This window comes from Aurantiacibacter xanthus (assembly GCF_003584015.1).
In the GTDB taxonomy this organism is placed as follows: Bacteria; Pseudomonadota; Alphaproteobacteria; order Sphingomonadales; family Sphingomonadaceae; genus Alteraurantiacibacter; species Alteraurantiacibacter xanthus.
This window is the reverse complement of sequence record NZ_QXFM01000140.1, coordinates 1-26,831: the sequence shown is the minus strand read 5'-3', so window position 1 is coordinate 26,831 and position 26,831 is coordinate 1. Positions and strand designations below refer to the sequence as shown.

Below are 26,831 nucleotides of genomic sequence, written 5' to 3'. Positions count from 1 at the left end.
GCCGGGCCAATCATTTCACGAAGCACAGAAAGGAATTTCACGTGGCAGACGAACGCAGTGGCGCTGCGATACTGGTCGAAACACTGGTCCGGCAGGGGGTTGAATATGTATTCGGCTATCCCGGCGGCGCGGTGCTACCGATCTATGACGAGCTGTTTGCCGACGATCGCATTCGCCACATTCTGGTCCGCCATGAAGCAGGCGCGGCCCACGCGGCCGAGGGCTATGCGCGCAGCACCGGCAAGCCCGGCGTTGTTCTGGTCACCTCCGGCCCCGGCGCGACCAATGCGATCACCGGCATCGCCGATGCCTTCCTCGATTCCATCCCGCTGGTGGTCATCACCGGGCAGGTTCCCACGAACCTGATCGGCACCGACGCATTTCAGGAGGCCGATACCATTGGCCTGACGCGGCACTGTACCAAGCACAACTATCTGGTCAAAGACCCCGAGCAGCTTGCAGCGGCGGTCGACGAGGCGTTCGAGATCGCCACCACCGGCCGCCCCGGCCCGGTCGTGATCGACATTCCCAAGAACGTCCAGATCGCCACCGCGCGGCTCGAAGACACCGCGCCGCAGCGCCCGAAGCGCTATCGCCCGCAACTGGTCGCTCCGGCGGACGAGATCGCCGAGGCCATCGAGCTGATCGCCAATGCCGAACGGCCCGTGTTCTACACCGGCGGCGGCGTGATCAACGCGGGGCCGCGCGCCAGCGAACTGCTGCGCCAGTTGCAGGCGCTCACCGGCGCTCCGGTTACCTCGACGCTGATGGGCCTTGGTGCTTTCCCCGCCGACCATTCCGACTGGCTCGGGATGCTCGGCATGCACGGCACCTATGAAGCCAATATGGCGATGAACCAGTGCGACGTGATGATCAATCTGGGCGCGCGCTTCGACGACCGTGTTACGGGCCGTCTCGACGCGTTCTCGCCCGGTTCGAAGAAGATCCACATCGATATCGACCGCGCCTCGATCAACAAGATCGTGCCGGTCGATCTCGGGATCGTGGGCGACTGCGCCCATGTGCTCGAACAGCTGATCGCCGCCTGGGGCACCCGCAAGGGCGCGGACCTGGCCGAGTGGAAGGCGCGGATCATTGGCTGGAAGGCGCGCGAAAGCCTGTCCTACCCCGCCAAGGCCGACGAGATCATGCCGCAGCTCGCGGTCGAGCGGCTCCATGCCCTGACGAAAGATCAGGACCCGATCATCACCACCGAGGTTGGCCAGCATCAGATGTGGGCCGCGCAGTACTTCGGCTTTCAGGGGCCGAACAAGTGGCTCACCTCGGGTGGGCTCGGCACCATGGGCTATGGCATGCCCGCCGCGATCGGCGCGCAGCTCGGCAATCCGGGCAGCCTCGTGATCGACATCGCGGGTGAGGCCTCGATCCAGATGAACATTCAGGAGATGGGCACGGCGAGCCAGTTCCGTCTGCCGATCAAGGTGTTCATCCTCAATAACGAGTACATGGGCATGGTCCGCCAGTGGCAGGAACTGACCTACGAGAGCCGCTATTCGAACAGCTATTCCGACAGCCTGCCCGATTTCGTCGCGCTGGCCGAGGCCTATGGCTGGAAGGGTATCCGCATTCACGACGAGAGCGAACTCGACGCCGGGATCAAGGCCATGCTGGAGCATGACGGGCCGGTGATGGTCGACTGTCTGGTGTCGAAGGAAGCCAACTGCTTCCCGATGATCCCGAGCGGGGCGGCGCACACCGAAATGCTGCTCTATGGCGACATGGTGGCAGGCACCATGGCAGACGAAGCCAAGGCTCTGGTGTGATGCCCGTTAACCGCAAACCCCAATTTGCCGTTCGTGTCGAGCGAAGTCGAGACACGCCCGCGCCAACGCCTCTCGACTACGCTCGAGGCGAACGGAAGTAGATTGTCATGAAAATCAACCATCGCGAATCCGAGCGCCACGTGCTCGCCATCACGGTCGACAACGAGGCGGGTATCCTCGCCAAGATCGCCGGCCTGTTCACCGCACGCGGCTACAACATCGACAGCCTGACCGTGGCCGACATCTCGAACGACCATGCGATCAGCCGCATCACCATCGTCACCAACGGTCCGCCGCAGGTGATCGACCAGATCGAGGCGCAGCTTGAGCGTCTGGTGCCGGTGCACAAGGTGGTGGATCTCACCGCTGCCGGTCCGCATGTCGAGCGTGAGCTGGCGCTGGTGAAGGTCAGGGGCACGGGCGAAAAGCGCGTCGAGGCGCTGCGTCTGGCGGATATTTTCCGCGCCCGCCCGGTCGATACCACCACCGAGAGCTTCGTGTTCGAGATCACCGGGCCGCCGGAAAAGGTCGACACGTTCATCTCGCTGATGCGCGAGCTGGGGCTGGTCGAGGTTGGCCGCACCGGCGTTGTCGGCATGATGCGCGGCAGCGAAGGCGCCTGAGCGGTTACAATGTAACTACATTTCCCGTTCCCGAATGGGGGGCATTGCCGCTAGGGGCTGTTTCCGAGTCGCAGCTCCCCTCATTCTTCGCGGAGCGACTTCACAGAATAGCAGGAAAGACGAGATGAAAGTCTACTACGACGCCGATTGCGACCTGAACCTGATCGCTGACAAGAACATCGCCATCCTTGGCTATGGCTCGCAGGGCCACGCCCATGCGCAGAACCTGCGCGATTCGGGCTGCAAGAACGTCGCCATCGCGCTGCGTCCCGGCTCGGGCTCGGCCAAGAAGGCCGAAGGCGCCGGGTTCAAGGTGCTGTCGAACAGCGAAGCTGCCGGCTGGGCCGACATCCTCATGATCCTCGCGCCCGACGAACATCAGGCCGCGATCTGGGAGAACGACCTCAAGGGCAACATGAAGCCCGGTGCCGCGCTCGCCTTCGCGCATGGTCTGAACATTCACTTCGGCCTGATCGAAGCGCCGACCGACATCGACGTGATCATGATCGCGCCCAAGGGCCCCGGCCACACCGTGCGCGGCGAATATCAGAAGGGCGGCGGCGTGCCGTGCCTGATTGCGGTCCATCAGGACGCTTCGGGCAATGCCCATGACGTTGCGCTGGCCTATGCCTCGGGTGTTGGCGGCGGCCGTTCGGGCATCATCGAGACCAACTTCAAGGAAGAGTGCGAAACCGACCTGTTCGGCGAGCAGGCTGTGCTGTGCGGCGGCATCACCCACCTGATCCAGGCCGGGTTCGAGACGCTGACCGAAGCGGGCTATGCCCCCGAGATGGCCTACTTCGAGTGCCTGCACGAGACCAAGCTGATCGTCGACCTGCTCTATGAAGGCGGCATCGCCAACATGCGCTACTCGATCTCGAACACCGCCGAATATGGCGACATCGTGACCGGCCCGCGCATCATCACCGAAGAGACCAAGGCCGAGATGAAGCGCGTCCTCGCCGACATCCAGTCGGGCCGCTTCGTGAAGAACTTCGTGCTCGACAACCGTGCCGGCCAGCCCGAGCTGAAGGCGAGCCGCAAGGCTGCCGAGGCGCATCCGATCGAGCAGACCGGTGCCAAGCTGCGCGCGATGATGCCGTGGATCGGCAAGAACAAGCTGGTCGATCAGGAAAAGAACTGATCCCCTTCGACCAATTCGAAAGTACAAAAAGCGCGGCATGGCCTTCCCATGGCGCGCTTTTTCGTGTTCGAGCCTGATATGGAAGAGGCGAGCGCACGGCACATCCTGATCCCGATTCATGATTTCTCGCTTGGCGGGACCGAGCGGATTGCCTTTCGTCTGGCGGGCGAATGGGTCCGCCGCGGGCGGCGCGTTACCATTTTGGCGGGGGCGAACGATGGCCCGATGCGGCCGCAGGTGCCGGCGGGTGTCGGGATCGAAGTTCTGGCCGAACCGGTGCCGCGCAGCACCTTTTCGCGCCTGCGCCTCGGCGCGGCGATGGCGGGGCCAGCCAAGGCGCTTGCGCCCGATGCGGTGTTCCTGATCGGCAATTTCCATTTTGCCGTGGCGAAGGCGCTTAAGCAGGCGATGCCTGCGGTGCCGATTGTCGGCAAGGTCAGCAATCCACTGGTTCCCGCCGCTCTCGGCACCGGAGCGGTCGCCCGTGCGCTGGCAGGCTGGTGGTCGGGCGGAGTGGACAGGCTGGTGGCGATGTCCCCCGGTCTGCGCGACGAGCTGGCGCAACTCGTGCCCGCCAAAGGCACCCTCGCCATCCCCGACCCCTTTCTTGACGATGACGTGACCGTAACGGCCCGCTCGGGGCAACCGCGCAAGCCACTGTCACTGCTCTTCGTCGGGCGGCTCGAACCGCAAAAGAACCCGCTGCTGGCGCTCGCCACCGCTGCACGCCTGCGCGATCTGGGCGAACCGTTCACGCTGACTATGATCGGCGGCGGCGCGATGGAGCCGCGTGTGCGCAAGGAGATCGCGCGGCTCGGGCTGTCCGAGCATGTCAGCCTGCAAGGGCATGTCGCGAACCCCGCGCCGTTCTTCCGCGAGGCCGACATGCTGCTGATGACCTCACGCTACGAAGGCGTCCCGGCGGTGATCGGCGAGGCGCTGGTGGCCGGAATGCCCTTCGTTGCCACGCCCTGCACCGCCTGGCTGGAGGGGCTGGTCGCAAGCGATGCCAGCCTCGGAACACTGGTGGCCGCGCACGATGCCAATGAGCTTGCCGAGGCGGTGCTGCACCGGGCCAAACAGCCCTTCCCCACCGCTGACTCCATCGAGCAGGCTATCGGCGGACACCGGCTTTCGGCGGCGGCAGAAGTCTATCTCGAAGTGTTCGACACACTCGCGCGCGAGCAGCGGCTAACATGAGCGCACTGCGCAGCTTTCCGCCGGTTCTGTGGCTCCTCGTCGCGGCGGCGATCTTGCGCGCGCAGACCTTCGGCAATCCGGTCATCGAGTTCGACGAACAATACTATCTGCTGGTCGGCGAACGGATGCTCGACGGAGCCCTGCCCTATGTCGATATCTGGGATCGCAAGCCCATCGGCCTGTTCGTTCTCTTCGCAGCATTCGCCTGGATCGGCCAGCTGCTTGGCGGCGATGGCCTGCTGGCGAGCCAGATCGGCGCTCTGGTGGCGGTGGTCGTCACGGCTGAGCTGATCCGCCGTATGGCCCTGCGTGCGGGGGCCGATGGCCTTGCCGCGCTGTTGGCGGGTCTGGGCTATATCATTTGGCTCAACCTTGCGCAGGGCGAAGGCACGCAAGCTTCGGTGCTTTACACTCCGCTGGTAGTGGGCGCGGCCTTCCTTGTGCAGCGGCGCGCGCCACATCTCGCTCGCGATGGTGCCGCCGCGATGGCGCTGGTCGGATTGGCAATTCAGATCAAATATACGGCGGGCCTTGAAGGACTGCTGTTCGGCCTATGGCTGATAGTCCTCGGGCATCGACGGGGCTGGTCCTTCTCCAAAGTGCTGTCGGCGGCGGCGGTCTGGGCCTTGCTGGTCCTGCTTCCCACGCTGCTGACCGCGGCGATTTACGGATACCTCGGGGCGCTCGATGCCTTCCTGTTCGCGAACTTCCAGTCACAATTCCTGCGCGTGCCCGACGAGCTTTCGGTGATGGGGGAGGACCTGCTTGGAAGCGTGGCAATCCTGTTGCTTCCCGTCGCCCTTCTGCTGGCCACCATGCGGCGCGAAGACCTGCGGGCGCGCAGTTTCGAATGGCAATGGCTGGCCGCGGCGCTGGCCGCCATCCTGATCGTCGGGGCATATAGCCCACACTATTTCATTCCCCTGCTCGCGCCGTTGTTCGTCGTGCTGGCGCCCGCCTTCGGGCGCTGGCGCAAGGTGGGTGCGGCCGTGCTCGCTCTTGGGACCATGGCCGGGCAATTCCTGCTTCATCACTACGAGGAAACCAAAGGTGGTCGCGCTGAAGCCATGGCGATGGTCGAGGCCATCGGCGAGGTGCCGGGCTGCCTCTATGTGCATGACGGCTTTCCCGCGCTTTATCGGCTCTCGCAAAGCTGCCTGCCTACGCCCTTCGCATTTCCCGGCTCGCTGAATATGGCCAACGAGGCCAATGCGCTCGGGGTGGACAGCCGCAGCGAAGTCGAACGGATTTTCATGACCCGGCCCGATGCCGTTGTCACAGACCTGCCGGCTTATAATCGCGGCAACCGCGTCACCCAGGCCATCGTCCAGCGCGAGCTGGCGCAAAATTACGTTCTCACTCTGCGACTTAAGACCGGCTCTGACCGTTATCGGCTCGTCTATCGCCGCCGCGACTGAGGTACGCTGCCTGTTCATCCACGAATGCGACCTATTCGCGTGTTCGCAGTGGACAAGGACCAGCCCTGTCTTCACATTGAACCTCGACATCGCTCAATTTGACTCTATCAATTAGCTCCACTTTCATTCGGGAGAACTCCAATGCGCAAGACTATTCTCGCTACCGTGGCCGCTGCCGGCCTTGCTGCCGTGTCCCTCGGCGGGCTCAATGCACAGGGCGCCCCCGCCCCCGGCGCGATCGATCTTACCGCCGTGCAGGCGGGTGACTATACCACCGATCCGTCGCACTCGCTGGTGGCGTGGGAAGTCAGCCACCTCGGCTTCAACGATTATTTCGGCATTTTCGGTGACATCAGCGGCACCCTTTCGATCGACCCGGCCAATGTCGAAGCCGCAGCGCTCGACGTGACCATTCCGATCGCTTCAGTCACCGTGCCGAGCGAAGGCCTCAAGGGCCACCTGATGCGCCCTGGTCAGGATGGCGGCGCGCCCGACTTCTTCGGCCCCGAGCCCGAGGCCGCGCGCTTCGTGTCCACCGCCGTCCACAAGACCGGCGACACCACCGCCGAAATCATGGGCGAACTCACGCTTAACGGCGTGACCAAGCCCGTCACCATTCAGGCCGAGCTTTCGGGCATGGGCACCAACGCCATGAACCAAAAGACCACGCTCGGTTTCCATGGCACCACCACGATCAAGCGCTCGGACTGGAATATTGCCTGGGGCATCCCCTTCGGCATCAGCGACGAGGTTGAGATGAAGATCTCGGTCGCGTTCGAGAAGTAAGGCTTTCGCCAGAACTGACAGCAGAAGCGCGCGGGGCCCGACCTCGCGCGCTTTCTGTTTTTTGGCGCTCCCGCAGGCGGGAAAGGCTGGACATTCTCCTGCCTCGTCCGCATATGTCGCCGCGATGAGCACCCGCGAACTTCTTTCGCTGCTTCGACTTACACGCCCTTAGGCGCGCAATTTCCCCTGCCCGCGCGGCAGGAACCCGCCTAAGGGCCATTCCATCTTCGTACAGAAACAGCAGCGCGCGGTCTTGCCGTGCGCGCGTCAGGCGATAAGGCGAGTTCCACCATGCCGATGCTCAAAGACCCCTCCCGCAAGTACCAGCCCTTCCCGCAGGTTCCGTTGACGGACCGCCAGTGGCCCAGCCGCACGATCACCGCGCCGCCGCGTTGGCTCAGCACCGATCTGCGCGATGGCAACCAGTCGATCATCGATCCGATGGACGCGGTGAAGAAGAACCGTTTCTTCGACTTGCTGTGCGAAGTGGGGGTGAAGGAGATCGAGGTCGGCTTCCCCGCCGCGGGCGCGACCGAGTTCGATTTCATCACCGGCCTGATCAAAGCAGACCGTATCCCTGAGGACGTGGTCATTCAGGTGCTCACCCAGAGCCGCGAGGATCTGATCCGCCGCAGCTTCGAGAGCCTTCAGGGTGCGCGCGAGGCGATTGTCCATCTTTACAACGCGGTCAGCCCTGCCTGGCGCGACATCGTGTTCCGCATGAGCCGCGAGGACGTGAAGGCGATTGCCGTCAAGGGCGCGCAACTGCTCGTCGACGAAGCGGCCAAGCAGCCCGATACCAAGTGGCACTTCCAGTATTCGCCCGAAACCTTCTCGACCGCTGAACTCGATTTCAGCCTCGAGGTCTGCGAGGCGGTGATGAACATCGTCGGCCCAACCAAGGACTGGCCGATCATCCTCAACCTGCCGGCCACGGTCGAGGCGGCGACGCCCAACGTCTATGCCGACCAGATCGAGTATTTCTGCCGCAACCTGCCCAATCGCGAAGCTGCGGTAATCTCGCTGCACACGCACAACGACCGCGGCACCGGTGTGGCGGCGGCGGAACTGGGCATGATGGCAGGCGCCGACCGCGTCGAGGGCTGCCTGTTCGGCAACGGCGAGCGCACCGGCAACTGCTGCCTCGTGACTGTAGCGATGAACATGTACACGCAGGGCGTCGATCCTGGGCTCGACTTCTCGGACATCGACAAGGTGATCGAGACGGTTGAATATTGTAACCAGCTCCCGGTCCACCCGCGCCATCCCTATGGCGGCGAGCTGGTGTTCACCGCCTTCTCGGGCAGCCATCAGGACGCGATCAAGAAGGGCTTTGAGGCCCATTCGACGCAGAACAACGAATATTGGCGCGTGCCCTATCTGCCGATCGACCCGGCCGACCTCGGCCGCAGCTACGAGGCGGTGATCCGCGTCAACTCGCAGAGCGGCAAGGGCGGCTTTGCCTGGGTGCTCGAACAGGGTCAGGGCCTCAAGCTGCCCAAGCGTTTGCAGGCCGATTTCTCCAAGCACGTGCAGCAGATGGCCGACGATCTCGGCCGCGAACTGAACGGCGAGGATATCTGGACCTGTTTCCGCAAGGCCTATTACGTGAAGGTGGAGCCGCGTCACTTCCGTCTGGTCGACTATGAGGAAAGCCGCGCCGGTGACGGAACGCGCATCTTCACCGGCACGGTCGAGGTCGACGGCGAGCCGCAGCGCATTTCCGGCCGCGGCAAGGGTCTGGTCTCCTCGGTGCTCGCCACCATCCGCGATGCCTATGGCCTGGAGCTCGACGTGCTCGACTACACCGAGCACGCCATGGGCAAAGGCAGCGATGCGCGGGCGGCGGCCTATCTCGAATGTGCGCTGCCCGACGGGCGGATCGTGTGGGGCGTGGGGATCGACGAGGACGTAGCCACCGCCAGCGTGCGCGCGATCCTCTCGGCGGCCAATTCGGCGCACCATGGGCCGGGAGCGACCAAGCCCTGACCCGCGCGGTCAGTGCTGCGTACAACTGCTGCTCGACCACAGGGCGTCGGCCATCGCGTCGAGTTCGGTAAAGTCCACGAGTTTGCCGAGCGGGTCGTGCCGGTTTAGCCGGTACGGCCGCCGCCCGCCGCCGAGCAACTTGCGGCGCAGCGCATTGCGCAGGAGGTCCAGCCGCATCAGCGCTTCATCGAGTGCCACCTCGGGCGCGCGCATGCGCAATTGCGACCAGCGCTCCTCGATCTGCCCGAACCGTTCGATCACCAGTCCGTTATAGGCCCGATGCGGGCCGCGATGGAGCGGCATGCGGGCAGCAAAAGCGGCCTGCTCGGTGGCGGGGAGCAGAAGTCCGTTGCGGCGAAAGTCGTCATAGCCGAGGCGCTCGCGCCCGAGCGCTGCGATCAGCGCGGAGAAACATGGCTCGTAGAGCAATTGGCGCGGCAACAGGTGGTGGCGTTGCATATCCGGGCAAAAGCCGGGAGTGTCGCGCCGGTTTACCGAGCGGAACGGCAAGTGCCGCCGCGCCCTTGCAGGCACGACCGGTTGCACGCCTGCCACAGCAGCGGCGCCGGTTTTTCTACCTCTTCCCACATGGTCAGGAAGACGCGGTCACCTTAACATTTTGCTTTTCGCGGTCGGGAACGAGATTCAGCGTCTCGCCCGAAGGCCCCATTACCGAAGTGCTTTCGGCGACGCCGCCACTCTCGGCGAGCCAGTTTATCAGTCGCAGCGCAATCTTGGCGCCCTCGGCACGGTCACGGGCGAGTTCGGGGGCGAGCACCAGTTCCTGTCCGGTGAAAATGGCCAGCCCTTCGCTCGTCAGGCCACCATCGGCGGTGGGAGCGATTGCGGTGAGGCCAAGGCCGGGGAACGCCCCGCCTTCGATCCAGCGCAACACCGACGCGCGGAAGTAATGCGGATCGCTCCAGGAACGAGCCGGATGCCAGACCACCGCGCGCACCTGTGGCAGTTCGGCGAGCAGCGCACCGAGCCAGGCAAGCGTCCGCAACACCGGGAACATGGTCCGCGCGCTGGCGAGATGCGGTCCGGGCATGATGGTGATGGGTTCGCCAGCGGAAAGCTCAGCGGATGCGGCGAGGCCGAACAGGTGGGCGCATTCGGGCCGGACTTGTGCCGGCTCAGGATTGAGACCGGTCAGGTCGAACGTCAGACCATTGGCAATCAGCTCGACCCAGCCTTCCTCCACCTCGTTGACCTTGTGCGGATCATGGCTGACGGCGAACTTGTCACTCCTCGCGGCAAGTGCCCCAATGGCGGACGCACGCGGCCGCGTGCCCGCAGCGAAGACTAGCGAGACAGCGCAGCGGTCATTCCGCAGGTCCAGGTTTCCGGCGCTGGCGATAGCCTTCACCTCCTCCACTTCAGGCTCGGACCTTGGCGTGAACCAAGCTCAGGGTCGAGTCACGCAGTTGCCGCGCGGCTCCTCCTCAGCCCGGCAGTTACTCCCGAAACGTTCACAAAACCTAGCCACGCGCGCAGGGTAAATCTGTAGACGGACCGGGCGATCGCCTTTCGCAATCCGCGCCTATCGCCTAGCGCAACGCAAATGCACAACCGCGCTTCTGTTCTCGGGGTCGATCGGTCGCTGTCCGGCAAACGCTGGCTGTGGCGCGGCGGCAATATGGCCCTCGGCTCGCCTGCCGATGCCCTGTCCAACGATATCGTCACCCAGCTCCTGCTCTCGCGCGGGGTCGCGCCTGACGATCTCGACCGTCACCGTCAGCCGAGCCTGCGCGGCTTTCTGCCGGATCCCTCGATCTTCCGGGACATGGACCGCGCGGCAGAGCGCTTGGCCGAAGCCGTGGTCGCACAGGAACAGGTCACGATTTACGGCGACTACGACGTCGACGGCGCCACCAGTTCGGCGCTGCTGATCCTGCTGCTGCGCCAGCTGGGTCTGGAGGCCGGGCACTATATCCCCGACCGTCTGCTCGAAGGCTATGGCCCGAGCGGCGCGGCGCTGGTCGAACTGGGCCGGGCCGGGTCAACGCTGGTGGTTACGGTCGATTGCGGGGCGATGGCCTTCGAAGCGCTGGCCGAGGCGCACGAAGCCGGGCTCGACGTGATCGTGGTCGACCACCACAAGTGCGCGCCCGAACTGCCGCGCGCGCTGGCGCTGGTGAACCCCAACCGGCTCGACGAGGACGACGAGGCCGCCGCGCACGGCCATCTTGCGGCGGTTGGCGTGGCCTTCGTGCTGGCGGTGGCGCTGGTGCGGCGGCTGCGGACGAGCGGATACTTCAAGGACCGGCCCGAACCCGACCTGATGGGGCTGCTCGATCTGGTGGCCTTGGGCACCGTGGCCGATGTCGCCGCGATTCGCGGACTGAACCGGGCGTTTGTAGCGCAGGGGCTCAAGGTCATGGCCAAGCGCGCCAATATCGGCATGGCCGCCCTGATCGACGCGAGCCGCCTGAAAGCCGCCCCGCAGGCGAGCGACTGCGGCTTTGCCCTGGGGCCGCGAATCAATGCCGGCGGGCGAGTCGGCGAATCGACGCTCGGCGTACGGCTGCTGACCACACAGGATCCCGAGGAAGCGCGCCAGATCGCCGCCCAGCTTTCGCAGCTCAATGAAGAGCGCCGCGCCATCGAGGCTTCGGTGCAGGAAGAGGCCGAGGCGCAGATCGCCGCGCAGCACAACCGCGCTGTGATCACCGTGGCGGGCAGCGGATGGCATCCCGGTGTGATCGGGATCGTCGCCGGTCGCCTGAAGGAAAAGCATGGCCGCCCTGCCCTTGCGATCGCCATCGACGCAGAGAGCGGCGAAGGCAAAGGGTCGGGCCGCTCGATTCAGGGCGTCGATCTGGGCGCGGCGATCATTGCCGCGCGGTCCGAAGGGCTGCTGGTGGCCGGTGGCGGGCATGCGATGGCCGCGGGCTTCACCGTAGCTGTGGATAAACTCGAGCGCTTTTCCGAGTGGCTCGACGAAAGGCTCGCCCAGGCCGTGGCGCGCGCGAGCGCGGAACAGACCATGCTGCTCGACATTGCGGTCGCTCCGCGCGGGCTGATTCCCGACCTTGTGACCTCGCTCGAAGCGGCGGGGCCATATGGCATGGGCTGGCCCGGACCGCGCGTGGCCGTGGGCCCGGTGCGCCTTGTAAAGGCCGACGTGGTCGGGACCGATCACCTGCGTGTCATCGCCTCAGGGCAGGACGGGGCTTCGTTCAAGGCGATCGCCTTCCGCGCGGCGGAAAGCGACATGGGGCAGGCCCTGCTCCACGGCGCCAAGGGCCGCCTGCTGCACCTCGCCGGGCGCGCCAGGATCGACGACTGGGGCAGCCGTCCGGCCGCCGAACTGCACCTGGAGGATGCGGCCTGGGCCGACTAATTTGCACACTCTTCGCGAAGAGATGCAAAGAGGGCTTGACCCGAATCCAAACCCCTCCTAATTGCGCCCCTCGCCTCGCGCATGGCCCCTTCGTCTAGCGGTTAGGACGCGGCCCTTTCACGGCTGAAACACGGGTTCGATTCCCGTAGGGGTCACCAGCGCGAGGCGACTTTACTACACGGCCAGCATGGCCCCTTCGTCTAGCGGTCAGGACGCGGCCCTCTCACGGCTGAAACACGGGTTCGATTCCCGTAGGGGTCACCAGCCGGACTTATCCCGGCCCTTGCCAACTTCTCCCTAGCCAAGCTGCGAACCATGTGCTGTTGCAAACAGCATGGAGGGACGCCCGCTGCCATATGCCGGAATTGCGCTCGCGCTGATAACAGGCGCGGTGCTGGTCGCCGCAGGCATGGATTTCTGGCTTATTGCCGGGGCCTGTCTGGTGTGGATCGGTTCGCTTTGGCTGCTCACGCCCCCTCCTCCGCCGCCGCGCCCGCAGGAACCCGACAGCGTTAAGCTGACCCGTTCGGGCATGCGCGACATGATCGAGCATTCGGGCCTCCCGGTGCTGATGCTCGACGGGAATCGAATCATCTCCGCCAATGCCGCCGCGCGCGAAGCCATCGGCGCCCACGTTGTCGGGCAGGACGCGCGCGTGGCGCTGCGCCATCCGGCGGCGGTCGATCTGCTGTCGCGGCCCAAGGGCGGTTCGACCACCGTGCAGGGCCTCACCGGGCCCCGCTCGAGCTGGCAGATGGCGCGTCAGCCCATCGACGAGCGCTATTGCCTGATCGAACTGGTCAACCGCACTGCCGAAGCCGATGTCAGCCGCGCGCATACCGATTTCGTCGCCAATGCCAGCCACGAGTTGCGCACGCCGCTGGCCTCGATCATCGGCTATATGGAAACGCTGGAGGATGAAGGCGAGAACGTCGATCCGAAGCAGGCCAGCAAGTTCTACGGCACCGTGCTGCGCGAGGCGCGGCGGTTGCAGGCGCTGGTCGACGATCTGATGAGCCTGAGCCGGGTCGAAGCCGAAAAGCACGATCAGCCGCGCGAGAAGATCGACCTGCGCCCGGTGCTGCTCCAAGCCGCGCGCGACGGGGCGGGCCCCAACCGGATCGATCGGCTCGTCTGCAATATCGCCGAAGGCCCGTTCAAGGTGCGCGGCGATTCGCGCCAGCTCGAACAACTGGTGCGCAATCTGGTCGACAACGCCATGAAATACAGCGGGCCGGACAAGCCGGTCACCGTCACGCTTGAACATGGTACGCGCGAAATGGCCGTCATCACCGTGCGCGACGAGGGCGAAGGCATTGCGCCCGAGCACATTCCGCACCTCACCCGCCGCTTTTACCGCACCGATCCGGGGCGTAGCCGCGCGCAAGGCGGCACCGGGCTGGGCCTTGCCATCGTGAAGCATATTGTGGAACGCCACCGCGGCCGGCTCGACATCACAAGCAAGGTCGACAAGGGAACGACCGTGGAAGTGAAGCTGCCGCTGGTGACAGAAGGCTAGATTTCGACACAGATCTTACGGGTAAAGTCCCCAAGAGTTGCGCAAAGGGGGGTTGCTTTGATCGCCGACCTTGGCTGTAGCCTCCGCGTAACCTGTACGAGCTAGGCCGCGATCAGAAGGAATTGGAATTGCCGATGCACGCCAGACCTGCCCTGATCCTTCTCGCTGCCGCCAGCGCGCTGCTGTCTTCATGCGGGGATGCGGGCGCCGGGCGCACCGGAATTCGCGCCGTCGGCTCGTCGACCGTCTATCCTTTCGCCAAGGTTGTGGCCGAGACTTTTGCCCGGTCCTATCCCGAATATTCCTCGCCGGTGATCGAGGCCATCGGGTCGGGCGCGGGCATTTCGCTGTTCTGCAAGGGGGTCGGCCCCGACACGCCCGACTTTGCCCATGCCTCGCGCCGGATGAAGAAAAGCGAGTTCGAAACCTGCACCGCCAACGGCGTCAGCTCGATCACGGAAATTCAGGTCGGCCTGGACGGCATTGCCTTTGCCGCCTCGCGCAATGGCATCACGATCGATCTCACCCCCGAGATCGTCTACCGCGCTTTGGCGGCGAGGCCTTATGGCGAGGAGCAGACCGCGCGCAAATGGTCCGATATCGATCCCTCGCTGCCCGATCTACCGATCCTGCTCTATGGCCCGCCGTCGACCTCCGGCACGCGTGACGCGCTCAAGGAATTGGTACTGACCCCCGGATGCAAGGCCGGGCCTCTGCCCGAAGGGCTGAGCGACGAGGAGGAGGAGCGCATCTGCACCGAAGTGCGCGCCGATGGCGCTTTCGTCGAGCAGGGCGAGCAGGACAACCTGATCGTGCAGAAGATCGAGAGCAACCCCGATACCATCGGCCTGTTCGGCTATTCCTACCTTGAGGAAAACCTCGACAAGCTCAAAGGCCTGACCATGAACGGGGTCGAGCCGAGTTACGAGAACATCGCCAGCTTCTCCTATCCCGGTGCGCGTCCGCTTTACGTCTACGTCAAGAACGACCATGTCGGCGCGATCCCCGGCATGGTGGAATATTTGCAGGTCTGGCGCGACAGCTGGACCGCCGATGGCCCGCTTGCCAAGGTCGGTCTGGTCGCCAATCCGCCCGAGAAGATGGCGCAGATGGATGCGGCGATCTCCAGCCGCCCCGCCCTCACCCTCGCCGATTTCCAGTAACCGGACGAAGCGCTCAGCATGTCTCCAGCCCTGCCGATCCTGCTCGCTCTAGGCCTTGGCCTCGCCGCCTGGCTGTTCGCGCGTGCGCGGGCGCTGACCTTCCGCGCCAACAGCACGTCCAAGCGCCATTCCGCCTTGCCTTCGCACTTTGGCTGGTACGCGGCGCTGTGGGTGGCGGTGCCGATGGCGCTGTTTCTGCTCGCCTGGGGACCGATCTCATCTCAACTTGTGATGGCCGATGTGCTCGATAGCCCGGCAGCGCAAGACCTGCCCGCCTTCGGGCAGCAACGCATGGCGATCCTTGCCGAAGCTCGCAATCTGGCCAGCAATCCGGGCGGACCGAATTTCTACGATGAGGCCCGCACGCTGGCGCAGGTCTATGCCGAATCGAGCCAATTCTACACCTTCATCGGCGTCGGAATTGCCCTGCTGATTGCCGGGGCCTCGGCGGTGTACGTTTACCTGCGCCTCAAGCCGGATCTGGCCGCGCGCAACCATGTCGAGCGCATGGTGATGGGCGTGCTGCTGGCCTTCTCGCTGGTCGCGATCCTGACCACGCTGGGCATTTTCGCGACGCTGGTGTTCGAGACCTGGCGCTTCTTCGGCATGGTGTCGCCGCTCGATTTCCTGTTCGGGGTCCAGTGGAATCCCGATCCGATGAGCGCGACCGAGCATATCGACGCGAGCCGCTATGGCGCGGTGCCGCTGTTCTGGGGCACGCTGTTCATCGGCGCGATCATCGCGATGATCGTGGCAATCCCGGTCGGCATGATGAGCGCGATTTACCTCACGCAATATGCCAACCCGCGCTTCCGCGCCTGGGCCAAGCCTGCGCTCGAAGTGCTCGCCGGCGTGCCGACCGTGGTCTACGGCTACTTTGCCGCGCTCACCATCGGCCCGGCGATCCGCAATGTCGCGCTGATGCTGGGCGTATCCAACCCGTCGAGCGAAAGCGCGCTTTCGGCAGGTCTGGTGATGGGGGTGATGATTATCCCCTTCGTCTCCTCGATGGCCGACGATTCGATTGCTGCGGTGCCCTCCGCCATGCGGGATGGCAGCCTCGCGATGGGGGCGACCAAGAACGAAACGATCCGCCGTGTGCTGGTTCCCGCCGCGCTGCCGGGTATCGTTGCGGGCGTGATGCTGGCGATCAGCCGCGCCATCGGCGAGACCATGATCGTGGTCATGGCGGCCTCCACCGCCGCCAACCTCAGCGCCAATCCGCTCGAAGCGATGACGACGGTGACCGTGCAGATCGTCGCGCTGCTGACCGGCGAAGGCAGCTTTGACCATCCGACCACGCTCGCCGCCTTCGCGCTCGGCTTCGTGCTGTTCCTGGTGACGCTGGCGCTCAACTTCATAGCTCTGCGCGTGGTGAAGAGGTTCCGTGAAGCCTATGAATGACACCACCGAAACGCTCGGCCCGACCCGCACCCCGGCCTTCGCCGCCCGGCTGAAAAAGCGCTACGCTGCCGAGCGTCGCTTCAAGTATCTCGGCATGGCCGCGGTGGGATTCTCAATCGCCATGCTGCTGTTCCTGCTGGTGACGATGACGCTCAACGGCCTTGGCGGTTTCCAGCGCGCCGAGCTGCGGGTCGATGTCGACCTGTCGGGCGCAGCGCTGTCGCTTGACCCCGATGCCGCGACCGATGCGGTGCAGATCCGCGCGCTCGAAAGTCAGGGGCTGCCCGAAGTGGTCGAGTTCTCGGCCCAGCAGAGCCTGGGCGAGGAAGCGGCCGAGGAGTTGAACATGGATGCCTGGCGCTCGGTTGCGCAGAGCATCATCGCCAACCCCAAGATCCTCAACCACACGACCACCTTCTGGCTGCCTGCGAGCAAGTCGCTCTCGTCCGCCTTTGCCGGTGACGGGCAGGTCGAACTGCAACCGCTGGCCAAGCGGCTCGCCGCAGAGGGGAAGTTGGCCGAGCGCTTCGATCTCGGCTTTCTTTCCCGCTCCGACGCGACCGACCCGCAGCTGGCGGGTATCTGGGGGGCGCTGAAGGGCTCGATCCTGACGATGCTCGTCACCCTCGTGCTGGCCTTCCCGATTGGCGTTCTCGCGGCGCTTTATCTTGAGGAATATGCGCCGAAGAACCGCTGGACCGACGTGATCGAGGTTTCGATCAACAACCTCGCCGCGGTGCCTTCGATCATCTTCGGCCTGCTGGGGCTGGCGGTGTTTCTGGCGATCTTCCCCGGCTTCCGTTCGGCCCCGCTGATCGGCGGCCTGACTCTGGCGCTGATGACGATGCCGGTGATCGTCATCTCGGGCCGTAACGCGATCAAGGCCGTGCCGCCCTCGATCCGCGCTGGCGCGCTGGCCATCGGGGCCTCGCCGGTCCAGGTGGTGTTCCACCATGTGTTGCCGCTCGCCCTGCCCGGCATTCTCACCGGTACGATCATCGGCATGGCGCGTGCGCTCGGCGAGACCGCGCCGTTGCTGCTGATCGGGATGCGCGCCTTTGTTGCGACCCCGCCCGATGGCTTTACCGACAATGCCACCGTACTGCCGATGCAGATCTTCCTGTGGTCGGACGAAATCGACCGCGGGTTTGTCGAACGCACCAGCGCGGCTATCATTGTCCTGCTCGTCTTCCTCCTGCTGATGAATGGCCTCGCCATTTACCTGCGCAACCGCTTCGAGAAGAAATGGTGATGACCGAATATCCGGAAGCCCCGAAGGTGCGGGGTGCCATGCCCTCCATCGATGCCGAGCGCGCCGAGCACGGCCCCGCCAAGATGACCGCGCGCGATGTGTCGGTCTACTATGGCGAGAAGCAGGCGATCGATTCGGTGTCGATCGACGTGTTCAGCGAATATGTGACCGCCTTCATCGGCCCCTCGGGCTGCGGCAAGTCGACCTTCCTGCGCTCGCTCAACCGCATGAACGACACCATCGCGGCAGCGCGCGTTACCGGCGAGATCGCGCTCGATGGCGAGGATATTTACGCCAGCGGGATGGACGTGGTGCAGCTGCGCGCACGGGTCGGCATGGTGTTCCAGAAGCCCAACCCGTTCCCCAAGTCGATCTACGAGAACATCGCCTATGGCCCGCGCATCCATGGGCTGGCCGACAGCAAGGCCGACCTCGATGTGATCGTGGAGAAGAGCCTCCAGCGCGCCGGCCTGTGGAACGAGGTCAAGGACCGGCTTGCCGATACCGGCACTGCGCTGTCGGGCGGCCAGCAGCAGCGCCTGTGTATCGCGCGCGCCATCGCGGTCGAACCCGAAGTGATCCTGATGGACGAGCCGTGCAGCGCGCTCGACCCGATCGCCACGGCGAAGATCGAGGAACTTATCGATGATCTGCGCGGTAACTATGCTATCGTGATCGTCACCCATTCGATGCAGCAAGCGGCGCGTGTGTCGCAGCGAACTGCTTTCTTCCACCTCGGCCATCTGGTCGAATACGGTCTGACCTCCGATGTCTTCACCAACCCGGCGGAAGAGCGGACGAAGGACTACATTACAGGGCGTTACGGCTGATGAGCGAACATACGGTCAAGGCCTTCGATGAGGATATTACCCGTCTGCGCGGGCTGATCGCCGAAATGGGCGGCCTCGCCGAACTGGCGATTCATCAGGCGATGGAAGCCATGCTCAACGGCGACGAGGAGCTGGCCGCCGAGGTGGTCAAGCGTGACAAGAAGCTCGACATGCTCGAATCCGAGGTCGACGCGATGGCGGTTCGGATGCTCGCCCTGCGCGCGCCGATGGCCGACGACCTGCGCGAGATCATCGCCGCGCTGAAGATCGGCGGCGTGATCGAGCGGATCGGCGACTATGCCAAGAACATCGCCAAGCGCACCGGCCGTATCGAAGGCCGCGCCCGGTTCGAGCCGCTGACGCTGCTGCCCGCCATGGCCGAGGTCGCGATCGAGATGGTCCATGATGTGCTCACCGCCTATGCCGCGCGCGACCCCATCGTGGCGCGCGACGTGATCGAGGCCGACGCCAAGGTTGACGCTTTCTACGACAGCATTTTCCGCAATTACGTCAGCTACATGGTGGAGAATCCTGCCACCATTTCGAGCGCGGCGCAGCTGCTCTTCGTGGCCCGCAATATCGAGCGGATCGGCGACCATGCGACCAATGTGGCGGAAATGGTGCACTTCGCTGCGGTGGGCACCTATCCTCAGGATATCGAGCGCTAAGGGTCATTCCTCCGTCAGACTTGTGTCTTATTGTCACAAATCTGTCGAAAAAATGCCATAACTGCGAGGCAGCGGCCCGCGCTTGTGCGGCCGTGCTTGAGGTTTCGCATTATGTCCGCTCCCAAACTGCTGCTGGTCGAAGACGATACGGCGCTGGCCGAACTGCTCGAATATCGCTTCGCCAGCGAGGGTTACGAGGTGCGCACCAGCGCCGATGGTGACGAGGCCCTGATGATGGCGGCCGAGGATACGCCCGATCTGGTGCTGCTCGACTGGATGATCGAGGGCACCAGCGGGATCGAGGTCTGCCGCCGCCTGCGCCGCGACAAGGCGACCGCCCACGTTCCGATCATCATGCTGACCGCGCGCGAGGCCGAGGACGACCGCGTGCGCGGGCTCGAAACCGGCGCCGACGACTATGTGACCAAGCCGTTCTCGCCGCGCGAGCTGCTGGCGCGTGTGTCTGCCGTGCTGCGGCGCGTGCGCCCGGCGCTGGCGGGTGAGACGATTGAAACGGGCGACATCAAGCTTGACCCTGTCGCGCACCGGGTAGAGCGTCGTGGCCGCGCCTTGCAGATCGGTCCGACGGAATATCGTCTGCTCAAGTTCTTCATGGAGCACCCGCGCCGGGTGTTCTCGCGCAGCCAGCTGCTTGATGCGGTGTGGGGCACGGGCAGCGAAATCGAGGAACGCACGGTCGACGTGCATATCCGCCGCCTGCGCAAGGCCATCGCGCTCGACAACGCGCGCGATCCGATCCGCACGGTGCGCTCGGCGGGCTACGCTCTGGAGCCGGTCTGAGGCTAAGGGCAGAAGCCCATCACGATCGGGCGTCCCTGATCGAGGTGGAAGTGATTGGCGTGGGCGGCATTGTAGTCGGGTGACAGGACCGCGCCGAAGCTCTTGCAGGCCGCTTCGCGCGCGGCGCGGAGGAACTGGCCGCGCTCGCCCTCGTCGTCCCAGTCGTCGAGAACGCTGATGCGGCGGCCATCTTCCAGCACGAAAGCGGCAATGTCGATGGCGTTGCCGATAGCGTGTTCGCTCCAGTTGCCGGTCTGCGCGCCGTACATGCGGCGGCACGAATAGGTGCCGAGCTGCTCGATCCGCGCGATCGGCGAGCCCAGAATGTCCTCAGCAAGCGGCGCAAGGTCTTGCCTCCACAGTTCCAGCCCGATTGCGACCGGGCAGGTCATCTGCGGAGTTGTGGGCGTTAGGGAAAGGTCCGGCAGCGTCAGCCGATCCTCGCGCCGGCATTCGCCCTCGCCCGAGGGATCGAGCGCGGTGAAGGCCACCTCGCTGCGGGTGAGCACGGCGCGGCACTCGTCCATGTCCTCGCGCGCCAGTTCGAGCTTGGCGGCGGTGGCCCAGCCGCGTTCCTGCCTGAGATCCAGCGGAGCCCATGGGTTGTGCTGCGGGTTCTCCTGCAACCAGATCCACCCGGCATAGGCAAAGGCGACCAGTGCCATGAGCGCGGCCCATGTTCCCGGTGCTGGCAGCTTGGATGGTCGGCGGCGTCGCTTTGGTCTGGCCATATCAATGAAAGTCGCGGGACTTGGGAATGATCCTGAGGTTGCGCGGGTGGCCACGCAAGTTCGGGCTATGGAAGTCGCGGTTGGCTGGCGGCGGGTCTTGCCGTGGTTCGACCGGAGAATCGGCTCTGCCGCCGGGCAGCGGCCTGTCGATGTGGTCGGCGCGCGCGAGCGGGGCGGATAGCAGGTCTTCCGACAGGAGGTGCAGGTCGTGCGTCGTATCGGTGATGTGCTGGGCGATGATGTGGATCACCTCGTCATCATACTCGACCCGTCCGCGCACTTCCACCAGCCGCGCGCCCATTACCACGCGGCGCAGGCGCTCCATCAGGTCGGGCCAGACCACGACATTGGCAACGCCCGTTTCGTCCTCAATGGTGATGAAGCAGACGCCCTTGGCCGAGCCCGGTCGCTGGCGGATCAGCACCACGCCGGCCACCTGCACCATTGCCCGGTTCTTGCGTGCGCGCAGGTCGGCAGCGCGGGTGAACCCACGCTCGCCCAGCGAGGCGCGCAGGAAGCTCATCGGGTGCGCTTTCAGGCTTAATCGCGTGGTCTGGTAATCGGTGACGACCTCCTCGCTGAGCGGCATCTTGGGCAGAACTGCCCGGCCCCGTTCGGCGCCTTCCTCGCGCGTTTTTGCATGGGTGAACAGCGGCAGATCGGGTGCGGCGACGAGGCTGCGCGCGTCCCACAGGGCCTGCCTGCGGGTGAGCCCGAGCGAGCCGAAACAGTCGCCGCTGGCGAGCTTTTCGATGTGTGCGGGCATTAGTCTGGCGCGTTCGCGCAGCTCGTTCACATCGGCAAAGGTCCCGCCTGTCTGCCGTGCGGCGACCAGCATGGCGGCGGCATGTTCGGGTAGGCCGTCGAGCTGGCGGAAGCCGAGGCGCAGGGCGATGTGGCGGTCCTGTCTGCCCGATTGAGGATCACGCGGAGACGCGGAGCCGCGGAGAGGATTTTCGCTCACAGAAGCACAGCGGCACAGAGCGGGTTTGTCCGCACCGCAGGTGCAAGAAGATTGTTTTCGCGCAGAGACCGCAGAGGACGCAGAGATGGTATCGCGCTCCACCACCCTCTGCGCTCTTTGCGGTCTCTGCGCGAAACTATTATTATAGCCTGCGGCGCTGCTTGCCTCTGTGCCTTCATGCCTCTGTGAGTGCCCCAAAAATCTCCGCGTCTCCGCGTCTCCGCGTGAATCCTCAAGAACCTCCAACGTGCAATCCCACTCCGAGTGGTTCACATCGACCGGCAGCACCACCACCCCATGCTCGCGCGCATCGCGCACGATCTGCGCCGGGGCATAGAACCCCATCGGCTGCGAATTGAGCAAACCGCAGGCAAAGGCCGCCGGGAAATGGCACTTCAGCCAGCTCGACACATAGACCAGATGGGCAAAACTCGCCGCATGGCTTTCGGGAAAGCCATATTCGCCAAAGCCCTTGATCTGGTTGAAGCACCGCTCGGCAAAGTCCGGGTCATAGCCGCGCGCGATCATCCGCCCGACCATCATATCCTGCAACTCGTCGACCTTGCCCCGGCTACGAAAGGTGGCCATGGCCTTGCGCAACCGGTTCGCTTCGACCGGGGAGAACTTGGCCGCATCGAGCGCGATCTTCATCGCCTGCTCCTGAAAGATCGGCACGCCCAGGGTCCGCTTGAGGATGCTCGTCAATTCATCGGGCGGCCCGTGTTTGAGGGCGGGCGCAGGTATCTCCACCGCCTCCACCCCGCGTCTCCGACGCAGATAGGGATGGACCATGTCCCCCTGAATCGGACCGGGTCGCACGATCGCGACCTGGATCACGAGATCGTAGAATTCGCGCGGGCGCAGCCGGGGCAGCATGTTCATCTGCGCCCGGCTCTCGACCTGAAACACCCCCAGCGAATCGCCCCGGCGCAGCATGGCATAGGTTTGCTCGTCCTCGCGCGGCACCGTCGCCAGCGTCAGCGTGCGGCCATGGTGATCCTCCAGCAGATCGAGACATTTGCGGATGCAGGTCAGCATCCCCAACGCCAGCACGTCGACCTTGAGGATGCCGAGCGCATCGATATCGTCCTTGTCCCACTCGATGAACGAGCGCTCGGGCATGGCGCCATTGCCGATCGGCACCGTCTCGGTGAGCGGGCTGGCGGTGAGGATGAAACCGCCGACATGCTGGCTGAGATGGCGCGGCATTCCGATTATCTGCTCGGTCAGCGCCAGCACGCGCCGCAGGTGCGGGTCGGATAGGTCCATGCCAATTTCCTCGGCGTGGCGGTGACTGACCTCGCGGCCCATGCTGCCCCAGACCGTGCGCGCCAGCGCCGAGGTGACGTCTTCGCTCAGGCCCATCACCTTGCCCACCTCGCGGATCGCCATGCGCGGGCGATAGTGGATTACCGTCGCGCATAGCCCCGCGCGGTGGCGGCCATATTTGTTGTAGATGTACTGGATCACCTCCTCGCGCCGTTCATGCTCGAAATCGACGTCGATATCGGGCGGCTCCTTGCGCTCCTCGGAGATGAAGCGGTCGAACAGCAGCGCGTGTTTGGCAGGGTCGACGCTGGTGATGCCGAGCACATAGCAAACCGCCGAATTGGCCGCGCTGCCGCGCCCCTGGCACAGGATCGGCGGCTCCTGCCCGCGGGCGAAATCGACGATGTCCTTGATGGTGAGGAAATAGCGCGCGAGGCCGAGCTTGCCGATCAGCTTGAGTTCGCGCTCCAGCGTCTCGCGGACGGTTTGGGGGACGCCTTGCGGGAATTCCTCAGGCGGATAGCGCCGCTCCGCACCGAGCCATGTTTCGGCTTCGAGATGCTGCTGCGGGGTGCGGCCTTCGGGGTAGATCTCCTCGGGGTAGTCGTAGGCCAGCTCTTCCAGATCGAAGGTGCAGGAATCGGCTACCTGCCGCGCCGCTGCAATCGCGTGGGGCCAGCGGGCAAACAGGCGCTCCATCTCCTGCGGGGACTTAAGGTGCCGCTCGGCATTGGCGTGGAGCAGGTGCCCCGCCTTGGCAATGGTGGTCTTGTGGCGGATCGCGGTCATCACGTCTTGCAGCGGGCGGCGCTCGGGGCTGTGGTGGTGGACGTCGTTGGTGGCGAGGATGGTCAGCCCATTGGCGTGTGCGAGTGTGTCGAGCCGTTCGATCCTCGCGATGTCATCGCCAGCGTAGAGGAAACAGGCGGCGAGGTGCTTCATGGTGGGGAGTTGCTCGGCGAGGTGCGGGAGCAGGTCGACGTATGCTGCGGTGAGCGGGCGGGTTTTTGGTTCACGCGGAGACGCGGAGACGCGGAGGTTTTGAGGGCGCTCGCAGAGGCGCAGAGGCGCAGAGGGCTTGCACTTGCGGCGCAGCCACTCTTCATCTTCAACCTTCCCGACAAATGTGACGGAGCGTGTGGAATTGCCGCTTCGCGGCGAAGTACCCTCTCTGCGCCTCTGCGCCTCTGCGAGCGAAATTCCACTCCGCGTCTCCGCGTCTCCGCGTGAACCCTGCACCGGAAAGGCCACCACATTGTCCTCCACCGCGATGGTGAACTCCGCCATCAGATCGCGCGGTGGCAATGCGATCAGATGCACCCCCTCGGAATAAGCCGCCAGCATCGCCAGCGAAATCGCGCAGGCCCCCTTGTCCTGCCATTCGCCGCTCAACGTCTGCATCCGGCCTGTCGAGATCAGCCGACACAAGCGGCCATAAGCGGCCCGGTCTTGCGGATAGGCGAGGAAGGCCAGCCCCTCGACCGTCTCGATCCGGCAGCCGATCACTGGGCGAAGGTTCAGCGCCTTGGCCTCACTATGCACCCTCACCACACCCGCCATCGAATTGGCATCGGCAATGCCCAGCGCATCGTAGCCCAGCGCCCGCGCGGTGAGCGCAAGGTCGACCGCATCGGAAGCCCCGCGCAGGAACGAGAAACAGCTCATCACCCCCAGCTCGACGAAGCTGGCGCGCGGCGGCTGCCCGATCAGCGCGGGATCGGCCTCGACATGGCGCTTGCCGGGTGTGAGCGGAGCGTCAGGCATCTTGTCCTCACTCGCCTTCACACCGGGCGATGCACTGTCCGATGATCGCGGTCCACAGCATATGTTCTGTATATGTTCTTGAACTCAGAGTGCCAACACCAATTGTCTGTCACGGAACGCTTGCACTTGGCTCACGTATGGTTAGATCGCACCGGCGTCCGGGCCCCTCTGGCGAGCATGTGCTCGTGATGTCGGACGCTTCAACAGGGGCCGTTCCACAATCCGGCCCCGCTAACAGGGACCATTATGGACATCCTCGCCCTCCTTTCCGATCCCGGCGCTTGGCTCGCGCTGCTGACGCTGATTGCGCTCGAAGTCGTGCTCGGGATCGACAACCTGATCTTCATCGCCATTCTCTCGAACAAGCTGCCCGTGCACCAGCAGCAGCGCGCACGCCGCATCGGCCTCGCGCTGGCGCTGGTAATGCGGATCGGCCTGCTGATGCTGATCGGCTGGTTGGTCACCTTGCAGACGCCGCTGTTCGATCTCGGCATTCGCGGCGCCCCCGGCCCCTATGGCGAGCCGACCTTCGATACCGCCTTCTCGGGTCGTGACCTGATCCTTCTGGCAGGCGGCCTGTTCCTGTTGTGGAAGGCGACCAAGGAGATCCATCACTCGATGGAGCCGGAGGACGAATCGGGCGATCTGCTCGACAAGACCCCCGGCGTTGCTGCTGCGGCGACGGCCACTTTCGGCGCGGTGATCGTGCAGATTGTGGCGATCGACATGGTGTTCTCGGTCGATTCGATCCTCACCGCCGTGGGCATGACCGACGAGATCCCGATCATGATTGCCGCCGTGGTGATCACCGTGGGCATCATGATGGTGGCGGCCGATCCGCTGGCAAAGTTCATCGAGAAGAACCCGACGCTGGTGATGCTGGCGCTGGCCTTCCTCGTAATGATCGGCCTCGTGCTGATCGCCGACGGCTTTGGCGTCCACGTGCCGAAGGGCTATATCTACGCGGCGATGGGCTTTTCGGTTGGTGTGGAACTGCTCAACATGGTGCAGCGCAATCGGCGGGCGAAGAAGGCAGCGGGGTGACCGTTAGCAAGGGCTGTGCATCTATCCGCACGGCCCCTGCAAAAACCACTCAGGCATTCCGCCGCGCCCGTCATCGGGAAGGCCGCTGCGATAGATCCAGTAGCGGCGGCCTTCGCCGTCCTCGACGCGGTAGTAGTCGCGCAGTCGGGCATTGCCGCGCTCGCGCCACCATTCGGGGGCGATCCGCTCCGGCCCCTCGACCCGCGCCACCTCGTGCACCGCGCCGCGCCAGCGGAACCGGCGCGGATAGCCATCGGGGCTGGCGTAAAGCACCGAAATCGCCTCCGCCTTGTCGAGCAGCTTTGGCGGGCGGGCGTGGAAGCGCAGCTCTTCCTGATGGACCGGCTCGGGCTCCAGCGGGGGCTGCCAGCGCAGGCTACGCTCGGGGATATGGCTGGCGTGCAGCACCGGGCGGCGCACCGCCCCTACCCCAAGCCGCACGCTGAGCCGGTCGATACAGGCCGCGAGCGAGGTGCCATGCTCCTCGGCGGTGGCTTCGAGATCGGCCTGCCCCAGCGGTAGCGGCTGCGCCCAGCTGGCGGTGAGGCGCACCATCTCGATGCCGAACCCGGCGTCGACATCGTCGAGCCTTTGCGCAAACAGGCGGCAGATATGCGCGGCTTCACGCGTGGCCGCAGCCAGTTCGAGACGGCGCATAAGTACCTCGCCATCGACCCGCCACATGGCCAGATCGAGCCGCCGTGCGCCCTCGCCCCGGCCTTCGAGCAGCCGCGCCATGTCCGCCGCCAGATCGGCCATCACTGTGTCGAGCGGAGCGCGGTGGCGCACCGGCTCCATCAGGCGGCACTGCACCAGCGGCACCTCGGGCATGGCCACGGGTAGCAGCGGCTCGGGCACATGGCCGACAAGCTGGTCGAGCCGGATCAGCGGGTTGGCGCTGGCCGCATGGCGAGTGCGGAAACGGCGACGTAGTGCATCGCGCCCGCCGGCCTGATCGCCTTCGCCTTTCTCGACCCGCGCCAGTTCGCCGATCCGCTTCAGCCCGAGCCGCCGCAACACCAGCAGCACGTCATCGTCGAGCCGGAGTGCGGCGACCGGCAGATCGGCCAGGCGTGCCAGCGGATCGTCTTCAGGAACAAGGATCGCACGTTCCGGCCCATGATGCGCCAGA

21 protein-coding genes and 2 tRNA genes are annotated in these 26,831 nt (G+C 64.9%); 18 read left to right on the top strand and 5 right to left on the bottom strand.

Annotated elements, in window-relative coordinates:
* Window positions 1–41 precede the first annotated feature (41 nt).
* The 7 genes from ilvB to leuA all read left to right on the top strand — a co-directional run bounded on the left by ilvB (window position 42) and on the right by leuA (window position 8,944).
* Complete coding sequence (ilvB, locus tag D2V17_RS18270) at window positions 42–1,784, top strand: biosynthetic-type acetolactate synthase large subunit (RefSeq protein WP_119594594.1); 1,743 nt, start codon at window positions 42–44, stop codon at window positions 1,782–1,784.
* 107 nt (window positions 1,785–1,891) lie between these two features.
* Window positions 1,892–2,407: an acetolactate synthase small subunit gene (gene ilvN / locus D2V17_RS18265; protein WP_119594593.1), complete on the top strand. Its 516-nt coding sequence runs from the start codon at window positions 1,892–1,894 to the stop codon at window positions 2,405–2,407.
* Between the two features lie 124 nt (window positions 2,408–2,531).
* Complete coding sequence (gene ilvC, locus D2V17_RS18260) at window positions 2,532–3,551, top strand: ketol-acid reductoisomerase (RefSeq protein WP_119594592.1); 1,020 nt, start codon at window positions 2,532–2,534, stop codon at window positions 3,549–3,551.
* A 48-nt stretch (window positions 3,552–3,599) separates the two neighbouring features.
* Entirely contained in the window at window positions 3,600–4,751 is a 1,152-nt protein-coding gene (locus D2V17_RS18255) for a glycosyltransferase (protein ID WP_119594591.1), read from the top strand.
* A complete protein-coding gene (locus D2V17_RS18250; protein ID WP_119594590.1) occupies window positions 4,748–6,169 on the top strand; it encodes a hypothetical protein in 1,422 nt (473 codons plus the stop codon). The genes D2V17_RS18255 and D2V17_RS18250 overlap by 4 nt, the downstream gene beginning before the upstream one ends.
* Before the next feature lie 141 nt (window positions 6,170–6,310).
* Complete coding sequence (locus D2V17_RS18245; RefSeq protein WP_119594589.1) at window positions 6,311–6,955, top strand: YceI family protein; 645 nt, start codon at window positions 6,311–6,313, stop codon at window positions 6,953–6,955.
* A gap of 291 nt (window positions 6,956–7,246) precedes the next feature.
* Entirely contained in the window at window positions 7,247–8,944 is a 1,698-nt protein-coding gene (leuA, locus tag D2V17_RS18240) for a 2-isopropylmalate synthase (RefSeq protein WP_119594588.1), read from the top strand.
* Window positions 8,945–8,953: 9 nt separating this feature from the next.
* Here the strand turns inward: leuA and D2V17_RS18235 are convergent, their stop codons facing one another.
* Together D2V17_RS18235 and D2V17_RS18230 are read right to left on the bottom strand one after the other, a co-directional pair.
* The gene (locus D2V17_RS18235; RefSeq protein WP_281270614.1) at window positions 8,954–9,478 is read right to left on the bottom strand and encodes an AHH domain-containing protein; all 525 of its coding nucleotides are present in this window, start codon (window positions 9,476–9,478) and stop codon (window positions 8,954–8,956) included.
* 58 nt (window positions 9,479–9,536) lie between these two features.
* Window positions 9,537–10,313, bottom strand: coding sequence for a hypothetical protein (locus D2V17_RS18230; protein WP_147367467.1), 777 nt, complete (start codon window positions 10,311–10,313; stop codon window positions 9,537–9,539).
* A 195-nt stretch (window positions 10,314–10,508) separates the two neighbouring features.
* On the opposite strand from D2V17_RS18230, the gene recJ reads away from it, so the two are divergent.
* The 10 genes from recJ (at window position 10,509) to phoB (ending at window position 19,927) form a co-directional block, all read left to right on the top strand.
* Window positions 10,509–12,290 (top strand): single-stranded-DNA-specific exonuclease RecJ, encoded by a 1,782-nt coding sequence (gene recJ, locus D2V17_RS18225; protein WP_119594585.1) that lies wholly within the window; start codon window positions 10,509–10,511, stop codon window positions 12,288–12,290.
* Between the two features lie 83 nt (window positions 12,291–12,373).
* A tRNA-Glu gene (locus D2V17_RS18220) sits at window positions 12,374–12,448 on the top strand.
* A gap of 31 nt (window positions 12,449–12,479) precedes the next feature.
* A tRNA-Glu gene (locus D2V17_RS18215) sits at window positions 12,480–12,554 on the top strand.
* Window positions 12,555–12,624: 70 nt separating this feature from the next.
* Window positions 12,625–13,809: a sensor histidine kinase gene (locus D2V17_RS18210; protein WP_119594584.1), complete on the top strand. Its 1,185-nt coding sequence runs from the start codon at window positions 12,625–12,627 to the stop codon at window positions 13,807–13,809.
* A gap of 134 nt (window positions 13,810–13,943) precedes the next feature.
* A complete protein-coding gene (locus D2V17_RS18205) occupies window positions 13,944–14,972 on the top strand; it encodes a substrate-binding domain-containing protein (RefSeq protein WP_119594583.1) in 1,029 nt (342 codons plus the stop codon).
* 18 nt (window positions 14,973–14,990) lie between these two features.
* Window positions 14,991–16,376 (top strand): phosphate ABC transporter permease subunit PstC, encoded by a 1,386-nt coding sequence (pstC, locus tag D2V17_RS18200; RefSeq protein ID WP_119594582.1) that lies wholly within the window; start codon window positions 14,991–14,993, stop codon window positions 16,374–16,376.
* Window positions 16,369–17,628 (top strand): phosphate ABC transporter permease PstA, encoded by a 1,260-nt coding sequence (gene pstA, locus D2V17_RS18195; RefSeq protein WP_119594581.1) that lies wholly within the window; start codon window positions 16,369–16,371, stop codon window positions 17,626–17,628. Before pstC ends, pstA begins: the two co-directional genes overlap by 8 nt.
* A gap of 38 nt (window positions 17,629–17,666) precedes the next feature.
* On the top strand, window positions 17,667–18,458 hold the full coding sequence (pstB, locus tag D2V17_RS18190) for a phosphate ABC transporter ATP-binding protein PstB (RefSeq protein ID WP_191229300.1): 792 nt from the start codon (window positions 17,667–17,669) through the stop codon (window positions 18,456–18,458).
* The gene (phoU, locus tag D2V17_RS18185; RefSeq protein WP_191229288.1) at window positions 18,458–19,126 is read left to right on the top strand and encodes a phosphate signaling complex protein PhoU; all 669 of its coding nucleotides are present in this window, start codon (window positions 18,458–18,460) and stop codon (window positions 19,124–19,126) included. The genes pstB and phoU overlap by 1 nt, the downstream gene beginning before the upstream one ends.
* A gap of 111 nt (window positions 19,127–19,237) precedes the next feature.
* Window positions 19,238–19,927 (top strand): phosphate regulon transcriptional regulator PhoB, encoded by a 690-nt coding sequence (gene phoB, locus D2V17_RS18180; RefSeq protein WP_119594578.1) that lies wholly within the window; start codon window positions 19,238–19,240, stop codon window positions 19,925–19,927.
* Window positions 19,928–19,929: 2 nt separating this feature from the next.
* On the opposite strand, the gene D2V17_RS18175 is transcribed toward phoB, so the two are convergent.
* Together D2V17_RS18175 and D2V17_RS18170 are read right to left on the bottom strand one after the other, a co-directional pair.
* On the bottom strand, window positions 19,930–20,592 hold the full coding sequence (locus D2V17_RS18175) for an extensin-like domain-containing protein (RefSeq protein ID WP_245978802.1): 663 nt from the start codon (window positions 20,590–20,592) through the stop codon (window positions 19,930–19,932).
* A 67-nt stretch (window positions 20,593–20,659) separates the two neighbouring features.
* Window positions 20,660–24,655 carry an error-prone DNA polymerase gene (locus D2V17_RS18170; protein WP_119594576.1) on the bottom strand — a complete coding sequence of 1,332 codons (3,996 nt, stop codon included), beginning with the start codon at window positions 24,653–24,655 and terminating at the stop codon, window positions 20,660–20,662.
* Window positions 24,656–24,901: 246 nt separating this feature from the next.
* On the opposite strand from D2V17_RS18170, the gene D2V17_RS18165 reads away from it, so the two are divergent.
* The gene (locus tag D2V17_RS18165; protein ID WP_119594575.1) at window positions 24,902–25,699 is read left to right on the top strand and encodes a TerC family protein; all 798 of its coding nucleotides are present in this window, start codon (window positions 24,902–24,904) and stop codon (window positions 25,697–25,699) included.
* A 21-nt stretch (window positions 25,700–25,720) separates the two neighbouring features.
* On the opposite strand, the gene D2V17_RS18160 is transcribed toward D2V17_RS18165, so the two are convergent.
* Window positions 25,721–26,831 (bottom strand): DUF6504 family protein (locus D2V17_RS18160; protein ID WP_119594574.1); only part of this gene is annotated, 1,111 nt, incomplete at its 5' end.